This window comes from Snodgrassella sp. B3800, from assembly GCF_026535865.1.
Taxonomy (GTDB): Bacteria; Pseudomonadota; Gammaproteobacteria; order Burkholderiales; family Neisseriaceae; genus Snodgrassella; species Snodgrassella alvi_E.
Map to the genome: position 1 here is coordinate 1 of NZ_JAFNPH010000006.1, position 24,127 is coordinate 24,127.

General features: G+C 41.4%; 20 protein-coding genes. 3 read left to right on the forward strand and 17 right to left on the reverse strand.

Features of this window, described 5'->3' with window-relative positions; translation table 11 throughout:
* The 17 genes from J3U64_RS08515 to tssH all read right to left on the reverse strand — a co-directional run.
* On the reverse strand, nt 1-1,096 hold a 1,096-nt coding region (locus J3U64_RS08515), incomplete at its 3' end, for a DUF6531 domain-containing protein (protein WP_267408927.1).
* Between the two features lie 21 nt (nt 1,097-1,117).
* Nucleotides 1,118-1,546 (reverse strand): DcrB-related protein, encoded by a 429-nt coding sequence (locus tag J3U64_RS08520; protein ID WP_267408928.1) that lies wholly within the window; start codon nt 1,544-1,546, stop codon nt 1,118-1,120.
* A 26-nt stretch (nt 1,547-1,572) separates the two neighbouring features.
* A complete protein-coding gene (locus J3U64_RS08525; protein ID WP_267408929.1) occupies nt 1,573-3,879 on the reverse strand; it encodes a type VI secretion system Vgr family protein in 2,307 nt (768 codons plus the stop codon).
* A gap of 1,156 nt (nt 3,880-5,035) precedes the next feature.
* Complete coding sequence (locus J3U64_RS08530; protein WP_267408930.1) at nt 5,036-5,440, reverse strand: putative T6SS immunity periplasmic lipoprotein; 405 nt, start codon at nt 5,438-5,440, stop codon at nt 5,036-5,038.
* Between the two features lie 265 nt (nt 5,441-5,705).
* The gene (locus J3U64_RS08535; protein ID WP_267408931.1) at nt 5,706-6,137 is read right to left on the reverse strand and encodes a putative T6SS immunity periplasmic lipoprotein; all 432 of its coding nucleotides are present in this window, start codon (nt 6,135-6,137) and stop codon (nt 5,706-5,708) included.
* Nucleotides 6,138-6,166: 29 nt separating this feature from the next.
* Nucleotides 6,167-6,730 (reverse strand): hypothetical protein, encoded by a 564-nt coding sequence (locus J3U64_RS08540; protein ID WP_100141412.1) that lies wholly within the window; start codon nt 6,728-6,730, stop codon nt 6,167-6,169.
* A 2-nt stretch (nt 6,731-6,732) separates the two neighbouring features.
* Nucleotides 6,733-7,470: a type VI secretion system-associated protein TagF gene (tagF, locus tag J3U64_RS08545; RefSeq protein WP_267392055.1), complete on the reverse strand. Its 738-nt coding sequence runs from the start codon at nt 7,468-7,470 to the stop codon at nt 6,733-6,735.
* Nucleotides 7,467-11,396, reverse strand: coding sequence for a type VI secretion system membrane subunit TssM (tssM, locus tag J3U64_RS08550; protein WP_267408932.1), 3,930 nt, complete (start codon nt 11,394-11,396; stop codon nt 7,467-7,469). Before tssM ends, tagF begins: the two co-directional genes overlap by 4 nt.
* A 132-nt stretch (nt 11,397-11,528) precedes the next feature.
* Nucleotides 11,529-12,044 (reverse strand): hypothetical protein, encoded by a 516-nt coding sequence (locus J3U64_RS08555; RefSeq protein WP_267408933.1) that lies wholly within the window; start codon nt 12,042-12,044, stop codon nt 11,529-11,531.
* A 46-nt stretch (nt 12,045-12,090) separates the two neighbouring features.
* Nucleotides 12,091-13,437 carry a type VI secretion system protein TssL, long form gene (gene tssL / locus J3U64_RS08560; protein ID WP_267408934.1) on the reverse strand — a complete coding sequence of 449 codons (1,347 nt, stop codon included), beginning with the start codon at nt 13,435-13,437 and terminating at the stop codon, nt 12,091-12,093.
* The gene (gene tssK / locus J3U64_RS08565; protein WP_267408935.1) at nt 13,434-14,780 is read right to left on the reverse strand and encodes a type VI secretion system baseplate subunit TssK; all 1,347 of its coding nucleotides are present in this window, start codon (nt 14,778-14,780) and stop codon (nt 13,434-13,436) included. Before tssK ends, tssL begins: the two co-directional genes overlap by 4 nt.
* A 19-nt stretch (nt 14,781-14,799) precedes the next feature.
* Nucleotides 14,800-15,336 carry a type VI secretion system lipoprotein TssJ gene (gene tssJ, locus J3U64_RS08570; RefSeq protein WP_267408936.1) on the reverse strand — a complete coding sequence of 179 codons (537 nt, stop codon included), beginning with the start codon at nt 15,334-15,336 and terminating at the stop codon, nt 14,800-14,802.
* A gap of 150 nt (nt 15,337-15,486) precedes the next feature.
* Nucleotides 15,487-15,972, reverse strand: coding sequence for an Hcp family type VI secretion system effector (locus tag J3U64_RS08575; protein ID WP_100141419.1), 486 nt, complete (start codon nt 15,970-15,972; stop codon nt 15,487-15,489).
* Between the two features lie 97 nt (nt 15,973-16,069).
* A complete protein-coding gene (locus tag J3U64_RS08580; protein ID WP_267408937.1) occupies nt 16,070-16,516 on the reverse strand; it encodes an STY0301 family protein in 447 nt (148 codons plus the stop codon).
* Nucleotides 16,517-16,656: 140 nt separating this feature from the next.
* Nucleotides 16,657-18,168, reverse strand: a complete 1,512-nt coding sequence (gene tssC, locus J3U64_RS08585; protein ID WP_100141421.1) for a type VI secretion system contractile sheath large subunit — start codon at nt 18,166-18,168, stop codon at nt 16,657-16,659.
* Between the two features lie 47 nt (nt 18,169-18,215).
* Nucleotides 18,216-18,764: a type VI secretion system contractile sheath small subunit gene (tssB, locus tag J3U64_RS08590; protein ID WP_267408938.1), complete on the reverse strand. Its 549-nt coding sequence runs from the start codon at nt 18,762-18,764 to the stop codon at nt 18,216-18,218.
* A 74-nt stretch (nt 18,765-18,838) separates the two neighbouring features.
* The gene (gene tssH / locus J3U64_RS08595) at nt 18,839-21,490 is read right to left on the reverse strand and encodes a type VI secretion system ATPase TssH (protein ID WP_267404428.1); all 2,652 of its coding nucleotides are present in this window, start codon (nt 21,488-21,490) and stop codon (nt 18,839-18,841) included.
* 340 nt (nt 21,491-21,830) lie between these two features.
* Here tssH and tagK point away from each other — a divergent pair, with 340 nt between their 5' ends.
* From tagK to tssE, 3 genes are read left to right on the forward strand one after another with little or no spacing between them, the layout of a single operon-like run.
* Complete coding sequence (gene tagK / locus J3U64_RS08600) at nt 21,831-22,799, forward strand: type VI secretion system-associated protein TagK (protein ID WP_267408939.1); 969 nt, start codon at nt 21,831-21,833, stop codon at nt 22,797-22,799.
* Complete coding sequence (locus J3U64_RS08605) at nt 22,777-23,607, forward strand: type VI secretion system accessory protein TagJ (protein ID WP_267408940.1); 831 nt, start codon at nt 22,777-22,779, stop codon at nt 23,605-23,607. The genes tagK and J3U64_RS08605 overlap by 23 nt, the downstream gene beginning before the upstream one ends.
* 3 nt (nt 23,608-23,610) lie before the next feature.
* Nucleotides 23,611-24,117 (forward strand): type VI secretion system baseplate subunit TssE, encoded by a 507-nt coding sequence (gene tssE, locus J3U64_RS08610; RefSeq protein WP_267408941.1) that lies wholly within the window; start codon nt 23,611-23,613, stop codon nt 24,115-24,117.
* Nucleotides 24,118-24,127 lie beyond the last annotated feature (10 nt).

Below are 24,127 nucleotides of genomic sequence, written 5' to 3' on the forward strand. Positions count from 1 at the left end.
CGCTGCTGTAGAAGCGTTGCCATTGGAGGGGCAGATGGGCGGGAAGGGTGAAGTCGAGCTCTTCGGTGTCAAAGAGGAGTTTGGCACCGGTGGGGAGGTGGACGGGGTGGCCGCGGGTTATCGCTTGTACTATTTTGGTAGTAACAATACTGATACTTGCATCACCAGCCAAGCGTAGAACAAAACAGGATATACAGGAAAAGATTTTGCGGGCATGTCTTAAGGCAGAAATCACACCAATAAGCTGGGCAACGGGATGTTTGCCGCTTTTGATTTCACGCACGACGATGGACTCACCACCGATGCGTACGTTCTTAGATACTTTCTCACCATTTTCACAATTCTCTGTGACTTTGGCTTCGCAGGTACTGCGGTCGTTACTGCGTACGGCCGGCTGGCTGTTGATGTAGACTTTACTGGAACCTTCGGCCAGATATTCGGTAAAGCTAATAGTGGCTTTGGTATCACCCATCATGGGATCAAAAGCTGCCAAACCTGGGCAGAGCTTATCTGTTTCGCTAGGTGGTTGGTTGAGTTTTTTATTTATATCAGCAAATGAAGATGGGTGTTTAAAGCAACGAATTCCATCTTCTTTTGCAGGAGCCGCCCTTGGATCTGGTGAAGCTACAGTTGGCCTAACCATTTCTTGGACGATATCCCATAATCCACCCAAGAAGTCAGCCGCAACGTCTACAAAACTTTTAGGTTGTTTTGGTTCAGCATTGTCACCCACAAGTTCTTGGTCTTGGTCAATGGTACCAGCAGCCCGAGCAGCTAATCGGTTATTAATCTGGGTATTGGGTGATCCGGTTTCGATTTCTCCATCTTCAGATGGTGGAAATAAACCGCTAACCCAATCTGCTAACTCTGAAATTTTATTGTTACCTCCAGATACTTCCATTACGACACCAAGCATAACACCTAGAGCAAAGCCAGCAAGCCCAGCAGTTGCAAATGTCCCAAAAACTGCAACACTAGCTGCTATTGTGATGGCAGTATAACAAGCCAACTCCACGGCTGCGCCTACTATATCTGCCAGTAATGAGGTATGCAGAAGTTTATCTCCCTTTCGGGCAGCCCAATATGCCTGTCCCATGGTTGCTCCTCTCTCAAATCATTATTTTTTAAATTCAAAATTTTGTTTAATTAATTCCCAATGGGCTAATTCCGCTTCGCCCAAATTGGTATTTTTTACATAACTCATCGCAAACATGGTTCGAGTACCGGGAATAAGACACACCAGCTGATATTGGTAAACTTTTTCTGCGCCCTTAATAAACTGGTTACTTAACTCAAATGCCTCGATATTCTGATTCTTTCCGAAACTGATTTTGTTTTTCTGATGAAATTTTAATCCTTTTACAGTGTGTTCAAGTCGTTTTAACTGGTCATCTAGGCTGGATTCGAGCGTTTCCTTTTCTCCAAGTTCACTGCGACTCAAAACCAATGATGTACCTAAATTTTTGAATTTGATAATATTTAATGAAACATCTTTAATGTCAGGGTCTGGAATCTGAAATTCGGTATCATTTGTTTGGTATTGCATTAAGTTGCCCTTTATGTTTTTTTATTTTATGCCGGTGGTGAAAATATCTGATTTACTGCACTATCAATATTGCCTTTATCTCCATCAGAACCAGGTTGAGCCGCAGCACTTCCACCATCCATATTCAAATCCAGTAGTTTACCAAGTGTATTAATCTGTCCACTTTGTGCTGCCGTGATATTGAAATTTTCACAGGTAATATTAAATTGCCCATCGGCATGGAGCTCAAGTACAGTTTTTCCGCATGACAAGCGTATGGTTGTCCCTGCAGCAAGTACAAAATCATTACTGACACTAGTCGATTTGTTTTCTCCAATCAAAACTGTGTCATTGGCTTTAACAGCACGAAGACAATCATTACTGATCAAAGTTGTACGGTCGTTGCCTACGCTAATGACTTCATCATTACCAATTGATTTTGTACGATTATTTGCTACTGAATGACTTTCATCATTATTAACTTCGATACGTTGGTCTTTTTCAGCATGCAACCAGAGCTCCTCTTGCCCCGGTTTATCTTCAAATCGCAAAGCATTGGCATTATCAGGCCCGCCTCCGATCGAATGACTGAACATTCCGCTTTGAGTTTTGTTGTCAGGTAAACCCCATGCTGGCATGGTATCAGCGTTGTACACTCGGCCAGTGATAATTGGTAAATCCGGATCACCATTTTTAAAATCAACAATGACTTCCTGACCTATTCGCGGTATCTGCATACCGCCGAACCCCTTACCTGCCCACGGCTGTGTAACACGTACCCAACACGAGCTGTTTTCATCCCACTGGCCGTAACGATCCCAGAGAAATTGCACTTTCACTCGGCCATATTTGTCTGTCCAGATTTCCTCTCCTGCCGGACCTGTCACAATGGCACTTTGCGGGCCATGGGTATGTGGTTTTTTTATAGTACGCTGCGGACGGAAAACTTCACTGGTTGGTAATAGTTCAAAACTTGTGTTGTATCCAAAATGTTGTCCCTGACCACTGTATTCCCCCATATCCTCAATCACAAGCACACTTTCAACAACCAGATATTCTTGATTTGCTTCAACTGTAGGGCAGTTTTCTAAATTGAAAGTACAGCCTGTAACCAGGGTACGTATATTGCCACTGCCATAAACTCGGCTGCCTAAAGATTTCTGCGCTTCCATACGTACTTTAGTCAGGAATTCGCCTTCGTCTTTTTCAAAATAATCACCAGGCCATTCATAATGCTCATAATCAGGATGCCCAGTCTCACGTGGTTTAGCTACTGTACTTGTAAGTTTGGCTTTTGGTTTCTGAAAATCGAAATCATCTAATACCCATTTACCGGTACGCAGGGATTCTTTCGCTGCAATAGTATGGATAAACTCTTCATCCAGCTTTAAACCCTGCTGATGAAAACTTACAGATGCAGCTCCGGGACAAGGTTGATGAGAACCAATAGCATCGACTAACACTAGTTTATGACTACCAGCACTATGTTCAAAGAAATAATATATACCGAACTCCTGCATCAAACGTTGCAGAAAATCATAATCGGTTTCACCATACTGAACCTGAAAATTGCGCTTCGGATAAGTTTCAGTAAGTCTTTTTTCCATTTCAAATGGATACTCACTTAAAACTTCATCGATAATCTCTACTACGCTTTTATTCTGAAATATCTTGTAATCACTGGTACGGGTAGCCAACTCTAGCCATGGCTCAAGACGCAGCTCATAAACCACACCCCGTCCCTGATGCCCCACAACGCGAGCAGCCGTAACCAACCCGCTGATATAGCGTTTACTACCGTTTTCAAGCTCTATATCAACAGTCAGATCCTTACCTACCATTGATTTTAATGGCAAATTAGAACCAGGTGCGAAGTAGCCAATATTCAGCTTATCAGAAGTCTTAAGTTGAATGGTGTAGCTAAATAACTCACTTAAAGTTTCTTGTCCGTTCATACTGGCAAAAGTAAGCATACCAGCAGGGACGGCAGCACCACTGACATTCACTGTACGTGTACCACCACTGCTTCCACCAGTTACAGCATCCACAATATCCTGTGCACTAACTGGTACCGAACTACCTGCTACTGCTGCCTGTGCTGCTTTCATCAGTGGAGATGCTGTCCCTATACTTCCTATAGCCTCCATAGCATCTGTAGCTGTATCTATGGCTTTTTTAGTTTGAGCGATAGTCGTATTAGCTTTTTCAGCCAATTTGTCCGCCACCTGTTCAACACCATTTTGCACCAGCTCTCCAATATCTGGAGATACTGTTTGGTTGCTTACAAACCCAGGTGTACGGGTAAGTGAATTCACCGGCAGAAGCTGTTCATCTGACTCTGGTTTTATACTCATGGTTTTTCCCCATCATTATTGCGCCATAGATTTAATTACATGCAATATAGGCGCATGTTTCAGTATTGATTACTTATTCAGCGGACGGCCTTTTTTCCAACATGATATGCAAACCCATTCTAAATGGTTTAAATCAAATAATTATTTAGAAAATGACTTTCTGAACCAGATTATTTCTTCCAGCAAGTGCGATTATTGACGTTTCTTGAATAGCAAACTAAACCGGTGCATAAAAGACAAAAATATTTTTATCTGGACGCGTCTACCGTTAACTTATGTACTATCTCCATCTCTCCAATATTGACTGATTAACCCGCCTGAATACAATTTACATCTGGCTATAATTTTGGCTATTTCATATTGCAAATAAGTTTGTACTACTCTATTCAATATTCACACCGCACTTTAATCTCCCAACAATAAAACCTTTATTGAAGAAAAAAAGATGCAAAAAATGTTTAATCATTCAGCATTAATTTAGCATAAATATTTGAAACACCTTTTAACCAAATAAAACCTTATTATATATAATATTTACACAATATAAGACATTATTTTTGAAATAAAGCGAATTTATAGATTTCTAAATTAATCTTTTACAACAACTTAACTATCTGCAAATCTGGTTGATTTAGAAAATGATAAGCACAGGCATCTATGATTTAATTTAGTTTTCAATTTACAGCAAACATAATAATAAGATTTTGACATAATTATTAATATCTAGTCATAATGACAAATTCAAAATTCTGTATTTTTTACTAGTGGCAATAGCTATAAATCATATATCTTTGAATGCCAGTATATGAGGTATTCTCCAGACTTATTTTTTGGGCGACAGTTTTAATACATCATATTTTCACTTTATAGGAAAATTATCCGAACCATCACAAAACAAATTTCTATTTTGATTGTAATGGTTATTAATATAAGGCGTAATGTTTAGAATTAATCATAATTGTTTCTTCATAGTACTCTGAAAGCAAACGATTACATCTACCGCTGTAACCAACCCGTAAATATTAGATATAATACAATTTTCTAAGACAATGCCATTTTAATAAGATTACTCTACCTTTTTTGGTTCTCAAAATTGCTTTTTGCAGAACATAATAATTGCAAATTTAAAAATCATGATTAATGTATTTATTTTCTTTTAATTATATTTGTTTTTTCTGGCACCAGAATCTAACCATAATTCCACATTACCATGATTATCTTTGAATATACGAAATTCTCTTGCCCATGTTTTTTGCGTCATATTCTTTGATTCATCGTTTCCTCTAATACTTGATTCAAAATTGATTGAATAGACAATATTATTCTGGAAATGATAGTCAAAGCGTATACACTCTCCACTCACAACATAATATTTTTTTGGTAAGCCAAAATTTAGCGGATCAAAATAATCTTTCATCCATAATTGCCCGACACCTTCTTGAAATACCTCTGTTGTTATTATGTCAAACTGTTTTTTACGATCAAAATTTATCAGTAGTGCCGGTATACTAATGCATGGCTGTCCATTATTTTTTAAAACAATATCGGGTTTAGAAACCATCGGGCGATGAAAATAACACCCGGTTATGTACAATAATATGAAACTAACCAACAGGTACATATTCAATCTTAGTTTCATTTGAATAACACTTTTCTATCTATTGGATATTCCAAAGGAGCTAGACTAAATCAAAGATGCAGATAAAATAAAACTATCTGTAAAACTCTTTAATTGCAGATAAATTTTCTATTAGATATTCGATTTATATAATTTTTTTACAAGAAAAGCAAAAATTCAAAACATACTATTTGTAGATTATTTTTATTTAATTATTTTCTCTAGCTTCAAGATCTAATAAAAGTTTTGCCGAGCCATCAGTATTAGTTGTAATTCGCAAATCTCTAGCCCATATTTTTTGGTCGCCATTTTCAAACTCCTTGCTTCCACTGACTGCAGATATAAAACCAATAGAATAAACGATATTTTTTTGAAAATGGTATTCAAAACCTATGCACTTACCTGCTTGAATTTTATAAGGTTTTGATGAGTCATAATATTTTTTTTCCCAAAGCGTGCCAACACCTACTTGAAATACGTCTGCTGTTATTAAATCAAACTGCTTGTTTTTATTTAAAAAATTAACTTCGTGCAAGGGTATACTGATACATGGCTGACCATCTTTTTTTAGAGTAATATCAGGCGTATACATCATTTTTCGATGACAACTAAATCCTGTGACTAAAGGTAATATGCTCACTACCAATATCCAGTTTTTCAATTTGCTTTTCACTCGAATAACGCCTTTTGATCTTTCGGATTTTTTAGAAATAGTGACAGCGTGTTGCTATATATTTTCATCCAAAAATCTTTTCCATATTGTTTATTTGTAAAACGGTCACCTTTATGCTTTTGTCTTGTTCGGTCATACCAAGAATCAAACCCAAATCGATCCAAAATATAATAATCAGACAAAATGCATGCCTGTTGTTCCATTCTATATCCAGACAATAAATTTCCTTTTTCTAAATCATAATTGTACTCTATCGCAAAACTAAACAAACCGCGAATTTTAACTGACATTCCCATTTGATATTGCCAAACATGTGTCATTTCATGCATAAACCAGTGAATATAATCAACTGTTTCAATTGAATAATCCTCTCTAAAATGTGTTTGTGGCCAATATAATTCTCCATTGGGTGTCATAGCTGTATTTTCGTCCTGAAATCGTAAATATTTATCGTTATGAATTCTGACGGCGCTGGTCGTGATTGCCGTTTTAAATAACGATGTCACCATAGATATTTCTCCTGTTGTCAATAACCGGGACGCCCCTTTTTTAGTTGGCATTTTTATTCCTTCCAAACACTATTGCCTAGGCTTCTTGCATCTAGAAATCCGCCCCTTCCATCTTGCTGCCAGAACCACCCTTCTGCGGACAATGACTCCCAAACCACGTGCGGCCAATTAGCCCAAGGCAAATAATGTACACCGCAAAATTCGGTATCTTCCTCTTTTGTCTTACCTGTCAGTTCGCGACAGGCCGTCTGATTTCCTACTTGTGCTCTGGCAAACCAGCCACCCCATTTTGGACTATGAATTTCCCACAATTTATCTAATTGACTAGCTAGATCTTTTGTATTTTTTTTGGTTGGTTTGACATATCCTGCTACTAACTGTGCCAGCCAATATAGCCAGCCCAATGGTGTGTTCAGATATCGTTGCAGCCATGACTGATTGACTGTCTGATAAATCACCAAAGGATAAGAACGACCAATGCTGTCTGCAGAAGGACTCATCACCCCGATTACCCAGGATCGTCCTGAAAATGGCAATATTCCGGGTGCTAATACAAAACTCCATGGTAAAGCATGCAGTACGGGACTTTCCTGCCCAAAATCGGGCGTCAGGTACAGCCAATCATGTTTATCCTTAATATTATCTTTTTGAGGCTGCAGCCATTCCTGCTTATTTAACCATATCCGCCATTCATCAATTTCCTGTCCTTGTGCTCTATAGCGAACATAATCGCCCCTGTCGGGTAATTTTCCCCAAATAGCAGGCGACGAGATGCGCGGTATACCTATCATGGCGTACTACCTCCTACTGGGCAGGTAAATCCACGTAATGGGTTGTTTGCACTCTGTAGATTAAAATCTACACTGGAAGATATTTCGAGCACTACACGGCGACCATCAAATTTAAACTCAACCAAATGGCGGCTGTCACTCATACTGCTGATGATTCGGCCTTTGTTCAGCAGCCGGAAAAGCGCCCATGGCCCGCTGGTGATAATTGTTGAGCTATCCTGACGTATGCGTGGATTGGCCGTTATTTCAGCCATGGAACCGTTTCTCGGACCTGGCCAGGTAATGTGTAGTGGACGCACCGGTCCATGCATATAACGTTGTGATTGTCCGTCAATATCTATAATCAAATCTGTAATTGTGGGATCCAGTTCAACAACTTTAATATCCATACTCCAAGACATTTTCCGAGCTCCCTGTTCCTGAAAAAATGCTTCCCGAATGCGTTTTGCCTGCTGGAACGGTGCCAAACTTGGTCCCGGTAAAGGTGTGTTGCTTCCTTCAGATTGTTTATAACGCCATGGGTTAGAAGTTATGTCTACTTGTGATGCGAGCTGTTTATTGAAAAAATCGTCAAGCAGTCCGCCACTGGCAAATATACGGTTAAAATCGTCCGCACTTACTTCCTGATTACTGGCCACGAAGGGATAACGGCCATCAATTACATTTCGACAATTTCCGCCTATCATGGCCTCCATTTGCCGGCTAAGTACCTCTCCTGATGCCAGATTCAGTTTACGGGCCCCTTGATTGGTTAGATCGAGCAAGATATTCTGTAAAGGTGCTGGCATTTTGACTGCTTCAAGCCGTAATTTTTCTGCAGCATCAATTTTGGGAGGTAAAGTGTTAGCAGCTAAAGCATTATCTGCTATCATTAATTGATTGTAATATTCATTAAGCAGACTCAGTACGTTGTCTAGTTTTTGCGGCCTGCTGCCTGCATTACTGTTTTGCATATCGGCAGCGCCGGTGACAACTTCGCGTAATGCAGCAAATCGATTATCGACTAGTGTTTTTTCTAACTGCTCTTCAGGACGTACGTTTTTCAACAATTTGGCTGTCTGTACGGCTTCACGGGTATTGCCTGATAATCGTTGCTCGGCTCGTTCAGCCAGAATTTTTTGGCTGGTATTTTTGTCCATAGGTGGTACCAGCGTTGTTTGTTCTACAACTGCTTTGGAAAGCCGCATCAGTGGCGAATCGGGAGCAGCAAATGTACGCAATGTCTGTAAGTCAAAAGCCAGACTGGGACTATTGTCAGCACCGGTACTATTCACGCTGTGAATATCTTCAAGAAAAGCCTGCCAGCGCGAAGTGTATTCTGTTAAATAAAGCCGTCGCACCTCTTTGATTAAAGGGTCATCATCTCCGTTAACCTTCTGAACCAGCTGCTGGGCACGTTCAGCAGTTTTTTTTTGAGAAGCAGCAGTCTCCCTGCCCATAACCCATTCGTCATCTGCATAAGCGGCAGCAACAAATTCAGAGATGCGTTTATCAAATAAATCTCTATAACCCTGTACAGTAAAAAGACCCGGAATACCGCGATCAAGCGGTTCGCCACTGGCACGAACAAAGACCATACCGGCATCAGCGCCTACTGCACGTACAATCGTAAAGTCTTCTGGTGCCTCATCACTCATGGCTACTTTGGCTCGGTCGTAGATTCGCTCGGTACTGGTACTACCTTCCAACAACTCCCTTGCACTACGAATCAAGGCATCATTTTTGGCAAATGGCGAATGTATGACACGGCTACCATCAAAAAGTGCACCCAGATGCTCATAAATACTGGCACTTCCACCAAAAGCTGCAGCGGTATCGTTTTGTTGCCAGTCTTTCAATATCCATGCCTGAATTTCAGCAGCGTTAAACTTATCCTGATGATCTGCATCCAGATTAAGTAGCAGATAGACACGTAAGGCATCATAGGTTGCTTTGGTATCTTTCTGTGCAATGGCATTGGAAAGGGTACTTTCAACACCACGAACCACAGGTGGCAGTAGCAGCTGATCCAGTAGCTGGTCATAAGTGGAGGCGGCACTACTGATTACAGGCGGTACGCTATACAAACCATATCGGAAACTGGTTGGCGGCTTATCCGGATCCAGTCCGGGGTATGCAGCCAGCTCACGGGCTGAATTCAGAATATCTGGTACAGCTGTTGTAGTAGGTTTACGTGAATAAACGCGCACTTTTTCAGCAAGCGCAGCTGCTTTAACATTAACTGCTGCAAGATAATTACTATTTTTACCATAACTGGTATACATACCCTGTACTAGCCAAAGGAATATAATCAGTACCAATAAATGACCGGTAAATCGCATTACGCGATAACGCATTTCCCATTGTAGATTGGGTTGAACCAGGTTTGGCTCCTGAAAAATGAGTTTGGTCAGCAAATCATGTAGAAAATAGCTGCGATTGCCTGTAGGCGGTACTGTATTTGCATAAAGGCTGTTTTTTTCAGTATATGCTGGGTCACGCTTGATAGCCCGCCATAAACGTTGCATCAGGGATAGGCGATCAGCTGTAGCATGAGCTGGCGCTTGAGCTGCACTAGTAAAATACACACCTCTGAGCGTATTGTGCAATTGGGTCGCATCAAATTTAGAATCAAGAAATACGCGTTCTATAATATCTAGTAATGGTTCAGCAAGCGCAGCAAATTCCTGTGGCAGAGCATAAAGATTACATCTGCGCTGGACATCGTATTCTTCCTGTAAACGATTATCTACACCCTGATCTAGTCTTTGCGTTAGTAGCTTCAGCTCACTTTCACAATTTGAACGCAGCTTATCAAAATCATTTTTTTGCTGTTTCTGATCATACGGTAAAGTGAAACCCCATATTTGTGCACGCCCCTCAGTAGTTAGGGAGTTAAAGTAATCGGTGAAACCAGGCAGAAGATCCATTTTGGTTACCACCAAATATACCGGAAACTGAATACCTAATTCGGTTCGGAGCTCTCCCAGACGCGCTCTTAATGCTGCCGCTGCAGTGATACGCTCAGCTTCAGATTTACCGGCCAGATCAGCTACATTGACTGTTAAAAGTACACCATTAATTGGTGCGCGCGGACGATATTTGCGCAGAAGACCAAGAAAACCACGCCATTCCTCAGCATTGCGGGAAGTAGTATCAGCAGAACCGCCATCATCATGGCGAACATAACGTCCAGCAGTATCAATTAACACAGCTTCATTGGTAAACCACCAGTCACAATGTACTGTGCCGCCTTTGCCGGGCACAGCAAAGGCTTCCGCTGATTGTCCCATTTGCTCTGCCAGTGGAAATTGCAGGCCAGCATTCATTAAAGCTGTTGTTTTACCATCACCGGGTGCACCAATAATCATGTACCACGGCAGCTCATATAAATAGCGTTTACCTTCAAAAATACGGCGTATACCAAGTCCCGGCTTACCAATACGCAATTGCTTAAGCTGCTCAACGGCACGTAAGACAATATTGGTAACCGCACGCTGATCTTCACGAGCTTCAGAAACAACAGGTTTATCGCCACGCGGACGCAGGATTTTTTGCAATAACTGCTCATCTACACGTAAAGCCAACCATAGTCGGTATAAACCATACAGCGCATAACAAAACAAAACGATGCCAATCAACATGGCTCGAGTCCATGCTGGTGCAAATGGTTTGGTCTGACCATATGCAAGCAGAGGTGCTGCTTTCCATATCAGTACACATAAAGCTGCAACCCAGATAGCCGATAACGACCAGTTCTTAAACCATAGAAACAGAAATGCGAACAGAATCAGAATGGTGACAATGCGCGTAGATATAGATGCAAAAGGATGCAATCCACCAAACGTCAGCAAAGGTCCTACAAACCAGACTATCAGTGCTAATAAAATAATACCGATAATTACCAGCATGCGGCGGGAAAAAAGAAAATCTAAAATTTTTTGCATGTTATTTGCTTTAGCTATCTATCTAGGTGGGTTGATAATAAATTTTTACTGAGGTATATGACCTCTGCACAAATATAGTTGATACCACCTATGGGTTTATGCCCTACAACCTTTTTAAATTAATACTATTTTTTAACCTGAAGTTTCCGAGTTCTTATCTTCATACTTCGAAAATTTATCAATAATTGCTTGTGCGCGACGGCTTCCGGCGTTTTCAGTAAATAAAATCTGCAATTTACTTCCTATCCTGACTTCAGAAAATGGAACCAGAATTTTGCTGTGCTTAAAAAAACGAATTTTGCCCAGTGATTTTATAGCTTGTGCAGCGGCTGTTTCATCTGAATAGCTGAGTTCTAAAAATCCCAATTGTATAGGTGCAAGTGCATTATCTGATGAAATGCTTTGTAAATTAATGCCAAATGCATTATACAGTGATATTCCAAGCCTGCTATCAAGATTATGACGAATAATATCTTTTACCTGAGCATCCGAAATTCTTGCTGCATTTACTGGTTCAGCCAACTTCTGCCTGATTTGTTCAACGATAATTGGTTCATCATTATCCAAAACAGATGCAAAAGATATAACACTAAATAAGCCTAACCAAATACTTAAAGAAAGCTTGATAATATTATTCAGTAACCGCATTTTCATACCTTTTTTAACAGCGAATGCAATTAATACAAAATTTGGTTCACTCAGTTACCAAAATATCTACACGACGATTTTTTGCACGGCCTTCTGCTGTATTGTTATCTTCTACTGGTGCACTATCACCCAAACCGACAATTTTCAATCGTGATTCCGCTACCCCTTTGTTTACTAACAAAGCGGCCACTTCTGCTGCCCTTTTTTCAGATAAAACCTGATTAGAAGGAAATTCAGCAGTATGAATAGGTTGATTGTCAGTATGTCCAGTTACAGTCACAGTACCTGATACTTTGTTTATTTCACTGGCTACTTTATCCAGTACTGGCATTATTTTGGGATTTACTGTTTTCTTGCCCGGAACAAACATGAAATCACCAAGAAATGTTACCTGACTTTGCTGAGCATTTTCATTAACGCTGACTACACCACGTTCAATTTCATCTTTAAGTAAAGCTTTCAGCCGCAATACACCAGTCGTTACTGGTGGTGGCACCGCTTTACCTATAGCAGCAATTCGTTGTTGTAATCTTGTATCAGTATCCACAATCTGAAATTTAAACCAGACAAAAATGGCCAATAACAGACAGCAAAAAAACACAGCACTGATCCATACTGGCAACGAACGCAGTCGACGAAACTTACCAGATGCATCTGCATACCAGTGTGGAGATAAATCCCGAGCAACCGGATCCCGGCCACTGCTGATGATGGATAGCAATTGCTGACGAATCAAATCAAGCTGTTTACGCCCATCCGGACGAACACTATACCGCCCTTCAAACCCCAAACTTAAAATTCGGTAGATGACTTCTAATACGTCTCCGTATTCAATTGGATTTGGAGAAAGACGGCCAATTAATAGAAATATTTTTTCGCCACCATAGCTTTCGTTATGAAAAACAATGAGCAGGCTTTTTCTAGCCCATGCTCCTCCACCTCCCCATGATGTTTTATTGGCAGCCTCATCCAGAGCTGTGCAAACACAATAACGTACTGCCAGTACGTGTTCACGCCTTAAATTTGCCCGATCACATAAAGTTTGATAAATGTGAACTTCGCGTATGAGCAGCTCACGCAGACTTTCAATGCCATTATCGTATGAATCAAGTTGAGCCGGCATATTGGCCAGTGCGAGCAACAAGGGCTGTGCTGCTTCCAGCAGAGGATTATCAGCCGCTTCAATTGCCGCCAGACGTAATTTACTGTCTGGTCCTGCATCGATATTGTCTGCCAATTTGGCTGATTGTTGTTCTCCGAACCAGGATGTATCCGCAAGACGCTCAAACTCATAACCATGTTGTGGTTGTGATAAAGGCTCCGTAGCTGAAGCCTCAGGTATTTGCTCTTTATTAGCACCTGTACCATTGAGAATGGTATCGAACTCATTCATTGATCACGCACTCCCCAAAGTTCAATTAGTAAGCCAGGAAATTCACCGGCAATGTGCATGGCCAATCCACCGTAATGAGCAATATGTTCCCATAACGGACCATCACGTAATAGCTCAAAATAAACATAGCCGGCATTAAAAGGAATCTGACGCGGAGGTACAGGTAATGCCTGCAATGCCATCCCCGGTAAATGAGAACGAATCAGCTCTGGCAAACGATCTGAAGGACCTATTTTGGTCTGTGCAGCAAATTGATGTACCAAAATATCTGGAGGTATCTGAGCCTTAACAGCCAATACCAGAGCATTAAAGCCACGCAGTTCTGTGGGTTCAACCACTGCATTCTTGACTCCGTAAGCCGCATCCTCTAGTCGGATATGCTGCGCACTACGAATCAATACTGCATTTAACAAATGCTGAACATCATCGACAACTGGTTTCAGACAATAATAAGGTGCATCATGACGATATGGTAAATGCTCTATTGGGCGCCGAGTATGTGGTCTAACGAAAGTCGAGAGCTCACCTGCCATGCAAATCAACTGCCGATAGATAAATTCCGGTGATGTGCCGCCAACTTTCTGCACATGGTGTAGTAAAGGTTCATAACGGTTTAGAATTTGCAAAAGCAAATAGTCGGATACCTCAGCCGCCTCTGAGCCTTTACCTTGTCTGCCTGTAAGTCTATCAGCAAGTGAATCGGCTCGCAGATGTGTCAAATCATGGATCTGTGAAAGCCAGGTCTGCAGCAAGGTACTGGCGGTATAATGAGTAACAGGTGGTATGACAGTGCTGTCTATCTCAACCCCACCGTCTGCCCGTAAAGTACTGATACGGGCAATTGGCAATCCTATCCAGGCATCTGTCAACGCTTTCTGCGGCATCAGCCTTAATCGCAAATGGCTGAGCTGAACTGTTTTTGCGCCAAGTCCGATAGAGTTTGCATCTCGCACATCGCTTTCAAATACAGCAAAACGAGCAAGCGACTCCGAATTATCTTCAAAACTGGTCTCTTCAGCATTTGGTGTGCGGATAGGCAAAGCAAGATAAATTAGTTGTTCAAGATGCTCTGGCTGAATGGTCAACGGCGGAGGCAGCAATGTGTGCCCAGGCGCTTCAAAAGGCGTACCGTCGGGAAATACACCAGCCACATCTTTTAATACCAGTTTACCTAAATTCAACGCTTCGTGATCTATATCGTAGCGACTGAAACCCCAGAAAAAAGGCGATAACGGCACACTGCGACTATGTGCAAAATGCTCCAGATAGCGTTCTTGTTGCTGGAAAATCTGTGGCAGCAGAAATTGCCCTTCACTCCAGACTACACGGTTATACCAACTCATTTAGAGAAATTCCTCTGCTTTAATCCACTTCAGTGACCACTATGGCCCTCTGTCCGATATTTATATCCAGCTTTGCTTTTTTCAGTGGCCACCATTCCCGATACCAAGTTGCATACGGAGCATCGGCCAGTCTGTAGGTTTCACGCCACTGAGAACGCGTAAGACTGCGGTAACCAGCCAATACGCCAATAACTGTCGTTTCAGGATTGGTTCTGCGCCGGATGGTTTTGATTTCTCCCGGCCGCAGTATAAATTCATCGCTTACGAGCAGATCATTACCTAATACTGATTTATCATCATCCTGTAGTGTGTAAAAATCTGCAGATGTGAATGCGTTGTCATTTTTTAATTCGTATATGCGTACTTGAATAGGCGCAGCACGACCTTTTTCATCAGGATTAACATTTTCAGCAGCTTCAATACGCAATTCCAGACGTGTTTGTTCTTTTACATCCTGCACAGACCGGCAACCAACTACACTCAAAAACAAAATGCAGATTAAGATAAAGCGGCCAGTTCGATATAGTTCCCGATAACACTGATATATTTTATTCAAATTCCATCACCATTTATGGTAATGCCAGATAGCTATTTTCCGACCAAATTAGTTAATATCATCAGAGAATTTTTAGGCTCTCTGATGATCCTTATTGCATTGAAAAACACTTTGCCTTCAAACACATGACAGATGAGGCATTACTTAATCTTAGGCTTCTTTATTGGCCTTGATGTCGTATTGAGCAGTTACAGTACCGCCACTGCCGCCCTGCTGATTCTGTACAACATATTCCTGCTTCACTTTAGAGAAAGATAAACGCACCATTTCGCGCGGATTCTGCTCATCAGTGCTGCTACCGGAAGGCATTACACTTGATACAATCAGGTCATTCATTGTGATTTTCAGGTATTCTAAAGGTGTTCCACCTGCTTTACGCATCACTAATTTTGCTTCCGGAATATGCTTACCAGTTAAACAGTATTTCATTAGATTAGGACTGGAACGATCAATGTAATGTTCAAATTGCAGGTCATGAACCGTTGCACGACCGGTACCCAAACCACTACCAGACTGCATAGAAGATTCCTGAGTGATTCCCCAGTTCCAGTTTAGTACCTGAATTTCATTTTTATGTTGTGCATCCGGAGATTCTCCGTCAATGCCATCAATTTTCAAGAAAATGTCGTGTGCCATATTGGCTCCTTTGTTGTTTACTATTAAAGAAGTACTACATCATCCGCTTAGCGTCATACACGACTATCGCGGAAAAATTATTTATTGAAAAACTGAATTACTGACATTTTAGTTTTGCAAGTAATCCGCCCTGAGAATCTTTAGAATAAACTGCCCAGCAAACTTTCATAGTTGAATCAATGCTTCTAGTCAGTTGCACCTGATTATGGTTATATGAGCAGCTTAGCCAAGAACCTGCACCATCTAAATCAAGCTTACTGTCTACTTCCCAAGCCGGATAATGCTTTTTACCCTTTACGACAATAGGTTGTGGTTTTAACTGAGCTAAATCAACAGGTTTTCCACTATAGACTCCTGCACCATCCAGTCTTAATAATGTGTCTTTGTATTTAGATACCACCCAATTAAGAGGTACTGACTCCAACTCCGGAATACCAGCTTTTACCTTAACAGACTCTGGACAAACCAGTTCGTAAGCAGCCGCTGTTTGCACAAAACCAAAACAGAATACAAACAACATATTGTTCAAGATTTTGCTTTTCATTTTCATTATTACTTTTCAATAATGCTGAAAATCTTCACGACTTTGCTGGCATCCGGATATCTGGAATCAATCTGAACTCATTTAATGTGGGCTCAGAAATAAATAGCTTTTATCTTATCTGGGTATTGATCAAAATCATGCTATTCAGTCGCTGTCTGTTTCACAGATGGCAACTTAGCAACCAGACGTAAAGAACCGGTTAAGCCTTCTAGCTGAAAGTGAGGCCGCAGGAAAAATTTAGCATCGTAATAACCAGGATTTCCTTCCACTTCTTCTACCACCACTTCAGCAGCAGCCAGCGGACGACGCGCTTTGGTTTCCTGTGAAGAATTTACCGGATCGGCATCAACATAATTCATAATCCATTCATTCAGCCAGCGCTGCATATCTTCACGTTCTTTAAATGAGCCGATTTTGTCACGTACAATACATTTCAAAAAATGCGCAAAGCGTGAGCAGGCAAATAGATAGGGTAAGCGTGCGGATAAATTGGCGTTGGCTGTTGCATCAGGATCGTAGTATTCCTGAGGTTTTTGCAAAGACTGAGCACCGATGAAAGCAGCATAATCTGTGTTTTTACGGTGAATCAGAGGAATAAAACCATTTTTAGATAATTCAGCTTCACGACGGTCTGAGATAGCAATTTCAGTCGGACATTTCATATCTACGCCACCGTCATCAGTCGGAAATGTATGACAAGGCAGATTTTCCACAGCACCACCAGACTCTACGCCGCGAATCATGGTACACCAACCGAAATTTTTAAATGACCGGTTGATATTGACACCCATTGCGTAAGCTGCATTGCTCCACACATATTTACGGTGATCAGACCCGTCTGTATCTTCTTCAAAATCGAATTCATCGACTGGATTGGTGTTAATACCGTATGGTAAGCGAGCAAGAAAGCGCGGCATCGCCAGACCAAGATAACGTGAATCTTCACTGGCACGTAAAGAATTCCACGGAGCATATTCCAAATTCTGGGTAACAATTTTAGTTAAATCACGTGGATTAGCTAGTTCCTGCCATGAATCCATTTGCAGCACAGAAGGTGAAGCACCTGCAATAAACGGCATATGTGAAGCAGAAGCCACTTTGGCTACCGAACCCAATAAATCAACATCCGGTGGGGTATGATCGAAATAATAGTCTGCAATCATGCAACCATAGGGTTCCCCACCCAATTGTCCATATTCTTCTTCATAAATCTGTTTGAATAACGGACTTTGATCCCAAGCAATACCTTTAAACCGTTTCATGCTGCGTCGTAAATCATTTTTAGACAAATTCATGAAACGTATTTTCAGATGTTCATCCACTTCGGTATTAGAAACCAGATGAAACAAGCCACGCCAAGATGATTCCAGTTTCTGGAAAGCTTCATGATGCAGGATGAGATTAATTTGTTCGGAAAGCTTATGGTCGATTTCAGCGATAATAGCCTCGATACTTTTGTAGGCGTCATCACTGATGGTAACTGAGTGTGACAAAGCCTGTTCGGCTAATGTTTTCACTGCCTGTTCAACTGCTTTAGCTGCCTGATCAGTTTTTGGTTTGAATTCTTTGGTCAGTAAATTACTAAATTCGGATTGTGCAACTGGGCGCTCTGCCAGTGCAACATCTGATTGTTGTTGGGACTGCGTAGCCATGAATGCTCCTCAATCAATACGTACAAATAGACTTTGAACTTGGGTTATTATTCGGTATCAGCAGATGCTGAAGCTTGGTTATCTCCTGCTGCAGGCTGGGGTTTAGGTGCTTTGGCTAATGCCTGTAGAAGACCAGGATTCTGTAACAGCTGGTTAACCAGATTCTCTGCTCCGGATTTACCATCCATATAAGTCTGTAGGTTTGCCAGCTGAGTACGTGCATCCAGTAATTGTTTGAGTGCATCAACTTTCTGAGCCACTCTTGCCGGAGAAAAATCTTCCATACTTTCGAAAGTGATATCTACCATCAGCTGCCCTTCACCAGATAGGGTATTCGGTACAGCAAAAGCGACACGTGGTTGAATGGCTTTCATTCGCTCATCAAAATTATCAATATCAATGGTTAGGAATTTACGCTCCCCAACCGGCGGCAAGTCTTCTGCCGGTTTACCGGATAAATCAGCAAGCACTGCCATTACAAATGGCAATTCAATTTTTTTCTCAGAACCATAAATCTCTACGTCATACTCTATTTGTACCCTTGGTGCACGATTACGCTGAATAAATTTCTGGGCACTGTTGTTAAATACCGCCATTTCTGCTTCCTTTTCTTTTATCAATCACTACCGGTCTGCACCGGTCATTAAGGTTACTGCTTTACGATGTTTGACTAGACAGGTACAACCGAAAAAATAATTGGATTTTCAGTATGGCTAGGGTCAATACTTATATTGATAGATTCCACAGCTTTTTTTTCTGTTAAAGCCTGAAGCCAGTAGCGTGAAAGGGCTGGCAAAATATGCTGTTCGATATATCCGATGAGTAATCTAGCACCTGTTTCATGCATGGGGCAGTGCTGTACAATATGCTCTACCAATGCCTCGTCATAATTTAATGCAATACCGTGCTGTTCACGCATTCTTAGTACGATACGGTTGAGGTGCAGGCGAGCAATACTACTCAGTGCTTCATCTGCTAATGGCAAATAAGGAATAATGGTTAACCGACCAATAAATGCTGCCGGAAAATGTTTACGTAACTCCGGCATCAGCACTTCTTTCAGCGTTGACCAATCCGGGGCGAGTGCTGGGTCATCATATAATTGAGAAACCAGATCAGAGCCTACGTTACTGGTCATCAGAATGACGGTGTTTTTAAAGTCAATATTTAAGCCCTCGCCATCCTCCATCATGCCTTTATCAAAGACTTGATAAAAAATTTCATGTACATCGCGATGGGCTTTTTCTATCTCATCCAGCAATACCACACTATATGGCCGTCGACGTACCGCTTCGGTAAGGACGCCACCTTCACCATAGCCAACATAGCCTGGAGGTGCACCTTTAAGAGTAGAGACAGTGTGTGCTTCCTGAAACTCACTCATATTGATGGTGATCAGGTTTTGCTCACCACCGTACATGGCTTCAGAGAGTGCCAGCGCCGTTTCAGTTTTACCAACACCAGAAGGGCCTACCAGCAAAAAGACGCCAACCGGCTTATTAGGATCTGTTAAACCACAGCGTGCGGTCTGGATACGTTCTCCGATCTGGTCAAGCGCATCATCCTGCCCCACTACACGCTGCGCCAGATTAACAGAAAGATTCAGTACGGCTCCCACCTCATCCTTGACCATCCTACCAACCGGAATACCAGTCCAGTCAGAGACAATTGCAGCCACAACGCTTTCGCTAACTTCTGGAAAAACTACTGGGACATCACCTTGTAACGCTCGTAAAGCTGTTTCAATTTCTGACAGTTGCTCCAAAAGAGCCTTATCATCATTGTTCTGACAGCATGCACGTGCAGCTATTAATTTATCTACAGCTTGCAGCTCCTGTTGCCAACGTGCTTCTTCGGTTTCCAGCTCAACTGAAAGTGCTTCTATACGCAGTTCTACTTCAGTCAACTCCCCTGTAAACAAACCAATACGTTGTTGTTTACTTAATAGATCCAGTTCAGTTTGTGCAGCGCTTAGCTGCTGACGCAGGTATTGCACGGTACTGGGTGGCGTGTGCAACGACAGACCAACCCTTGCACACGCTGTATCCAGAAGGCTAATGGCTTTGTCTGGCAATTGGCGTGATGGAATATAACGATGGGATAATTTAACTGCAGCTCTCACTGCCTCATCCATCACAATTACGCCATGATGGTTTTCAAATGTTGAAACCAGACCGCGGACCATATTAATGGCCGCAGCTTCTTCCGGTTCGGCTACTTGTAAAACCTGAAACCGGCGCGTTAGAGCTGGATCCTTTTCAATATGCCGTTTATATTCACTCCATGTTGTAGCACCAATGGTACGTAAAGTACCCCTTGCCAGAGCAGGTTTTAGCAGATTTGCTGCATCACCGGTACCAGAAGTTCCTCCTGCGCCCACCAGAGTGTGGACTTCGTCAACAAATATTATGATTGGGTTTGCTGAATGGCTAGCCTCTTCCAATACTGATTTTAAACGTGATTCAAATTCACCCTTCATACTGGCACCAGCCAGTAATGCACCCACATCTAAGGACAATAATCTTACTTCTGAAAGACTCGGTGGCACTTCCCCGTGGGCAATAGCCAAAGCAAATCCTTCTACTACAGCGGTTTTGCCTACACCGGCTTCTCCCGTTAATAAAGGATTATTCTGACGACGGCGCAACAAAATATCTATCATGGTGCGTATTTCATGCTCACGACCGATAACTGGATCTATCCGACCCTGTTTTGCTTCTTCTGTCAGGTCTGTACAATATCTTGCCAGAGCAGATTTACTATCTTGACTATTATCCATTAACGACTGACTGGCTTCACCAGGAATGGCAGCTGCATAGCCAGCATCATCGTAAGGACGATCCTGAGATTCAGGGGACTGTTTAATTATTTCAGGTAATGATTCTGCTAATTCTTCCTGAGGAATTTTGGTAAATTCGCCAGAAACTCCTGTCAATACACGACGCAATTCAGGCGTCAGTACCAAAGCGGCAAATAACCAAGCTCCTCGAATTTTATAATCTTTAAACGTGAGAGTAGCGTAAACCCACGCCCGCTCAATTGCTAAATCTATATGGTGGGAAAAATCACTGATTGAACTTGCTCCAGATGGCAGCAAAAGCAGGTTACGTGAAATATCCTGCTCAATTTTGGCGATATCCGCTTCATAATGCCGCAGTATTCGAATAACATCGCCATCATTTTCCTGCATGAGCTGGTGTACCCAATGCACGAGCTCAACATAAGGATTTCCACGTAATTTACAAAATGTTGTAGCCGATTCAATAGAGCGGAATAGTGTTGTATTAAGTTTACCAAATAGAGCTTGGCGGGAAATGTCCATATTTGTTTACCAGTATCCTTTATTTTGTTTTTAAAAGGAGAAAACAAACAACATACCTAAAATTTCATTAAAATTATAACATTTCTTAAACATTATGAAGTTAATTTAAAATTTAACATGTAAAACTTAAGGATGCAAGAATAATTCTTGATTTTGTTTTTATAAACAAGGATAATTCATGCATACATCCCGAATTACTGTAATATTGCTTAACACATTTATACAGAAATACAATATTATTAATAAATATTAGTGCAGAGATTACCAATAGCTTTTGTAGAAAGTTAACTCATGGTCTCAGGTCTAGCAGAGAACAAACAATTACTACCTGAAAGACGTTATGGAAAATTCACTTCTATTAAGTCTTGATTACTGCCGTGGAATTAAAGTTGGTCAGGTTTATGAAATAAAAAAATTTGCATTTTTTTCCGAAACCTCGATTTATAGTATTCAAACAGAATCACCTGCAACAGAAAATCTAGCATTAAGTATTCGTCAGTCAGCAAGCGGCTGGCAACTACTTAACCTTTCTCAAAATGTTCACTGCGCAGTAAATGGAATGCCGATTGCATCAGATAATTGGTGTCTTTTGCATGATGGCGATATTTTTGAATGGGGATTATCAATCTGGCAAATTAATCCCGCTCAACAGTTTACTTCAGAGATCGAAACTGAAACACTCAACAAAAACAATGCCGATTACAAAATTATGCCATTAGATTTAAAATGGTTTGACTCACATTTGCTTTCTCAGCAGAAAGATGAAAATCCATTCAGTCTGGTGATGCCAAGCCTGCCTTATGAACTATTGGAAAGTACTGAATATCAGACAAAAGATTCGACATTAGAAGAATCTCCTGCTGAGGCCATTTTTCTGGATTTATTACACGAATATCGTCAGGCACTTGACACACCACAGCTATCAGTAAATGAGCATTTCTGGCAGGAAAGATTACTAAAAAATGATGTCAGTAGTTCTGCATCCACTGTTAATCTAACCGATCTCTCAGGCAATTTGGACCCGTTAATGACCTTACAGGACATTGTTTCTGGGCCACTAAACATTGATGATGTCTTTAACGGCCTTGACAGCCTCAGAGAAGCTGAGCTGTTCAAAACAGAAGAAATACCCGAAATTTTGCATTTATTCGCTCCGGGCTGGCAACAGCAGAATAGTCATGCACATATGCCACCCACATTAACCAGAAAAGAGCATCATGCCGTTAGCGTAGACAGTCATTATCGCATGTCACAATTTGCTGACAGTCACCAAAAGGATTTTGAGGATGAGCAACACACACCGAAATGATGAACATTTTTCAACGCTGCAAGCATGGTTAGCCAACCGATCTCTGACTGATGTAATACATGAAACTGAACAACAAATCAAAACTAAACCTACAGACCATGTCCAGCGTTGGTTGTTATTTCAATTACTTTGTCTGAAGGGAGACTGGCAGCGGGCGCTGAAGCAATTACAAACATGTGCTCAGATGCAATCTGATTTTGACCAACAGGCCCAAGCTTTCCGAGGATTAATTGCATGTGAAATATATCGCAAGGAGTGTTTTTCTGGTCAAAAACGTCCGGGATTCATCCAGCAGCAACCCGAATGGGTAGATTTATTAATTGATGCAATTGCTATAAATCAGGCTGACAATGAGACAAAAGCAGATGAAATGAGAAAAGCAGCATTGGGCTTAGCTAAAGATGTTTCCGGTACTATCGACCCAGGTGGTAAATTCGCATGGATTGCAGATAGTGATACATGGCTTGGCCCAACCATTGAACTGGTAATCGGTAGTATCTATACATGGCTTCCATTTGAACAGATCAGCTCTATTTCTTCCACACGTCCCCACTCTATTCTGGATTTAATTTGGAAACCCGCCTCAATAACACTTACAGATGGTTCAGAACATCACGCGCTTCTGCTTGGTCGCTGCTGTGGTTCGGAATCAGAAAGTGAATCGCTGATGTTATGCCGTGAAACTATCTGGAAGGAGCATGGGGAAACCTCTGTAAGGGCTTTAGGGCAAAAAACCTGGCAAACAGATCACGGAGATATCGGCATTCTTGACATCACTTCATGTGAATTTGTGACTGATAAAGGGTAATAAATGGCTGAACAATTCCCCCCTTTACGCCCGAAGGCACATCTCTTACCTACATTGTTTGATCGCCTACGGGATGATGCACCCACTCGTAAGACTGAAACATCTGAAAATTACACAGTTTCTTCTGAACGGTTACGGGAAATAGTTCAGCGAGATCTGATGTATCTACTCAATACCACTAATCTGGAAGACGAGATTGATTTACGTTTGTATCCACAGGTGGCTGCTTCTGTAGTCAACTATGGTGTGCCTCCTATTGCTGGTCAATATATGCATGAGCACAAATGGATTGATATTGAGAAAGCTATTCGGCGTGCAATTATGCGTTTTGAACCAAGATTGGAGGCTTCTTCATTAGGTGTTGCTCCATTAATGAAAGATGAATCCAAATTAAATTACAATGTCTTATTATTTGAAATACGCGGACGCATTCTCACTGAACCATACCCTACTTCATTTGTTGTCCAAAGTGCATTTGATCTTGAAACCAACAGAATAAGTATTATCTGATAGAAAAATC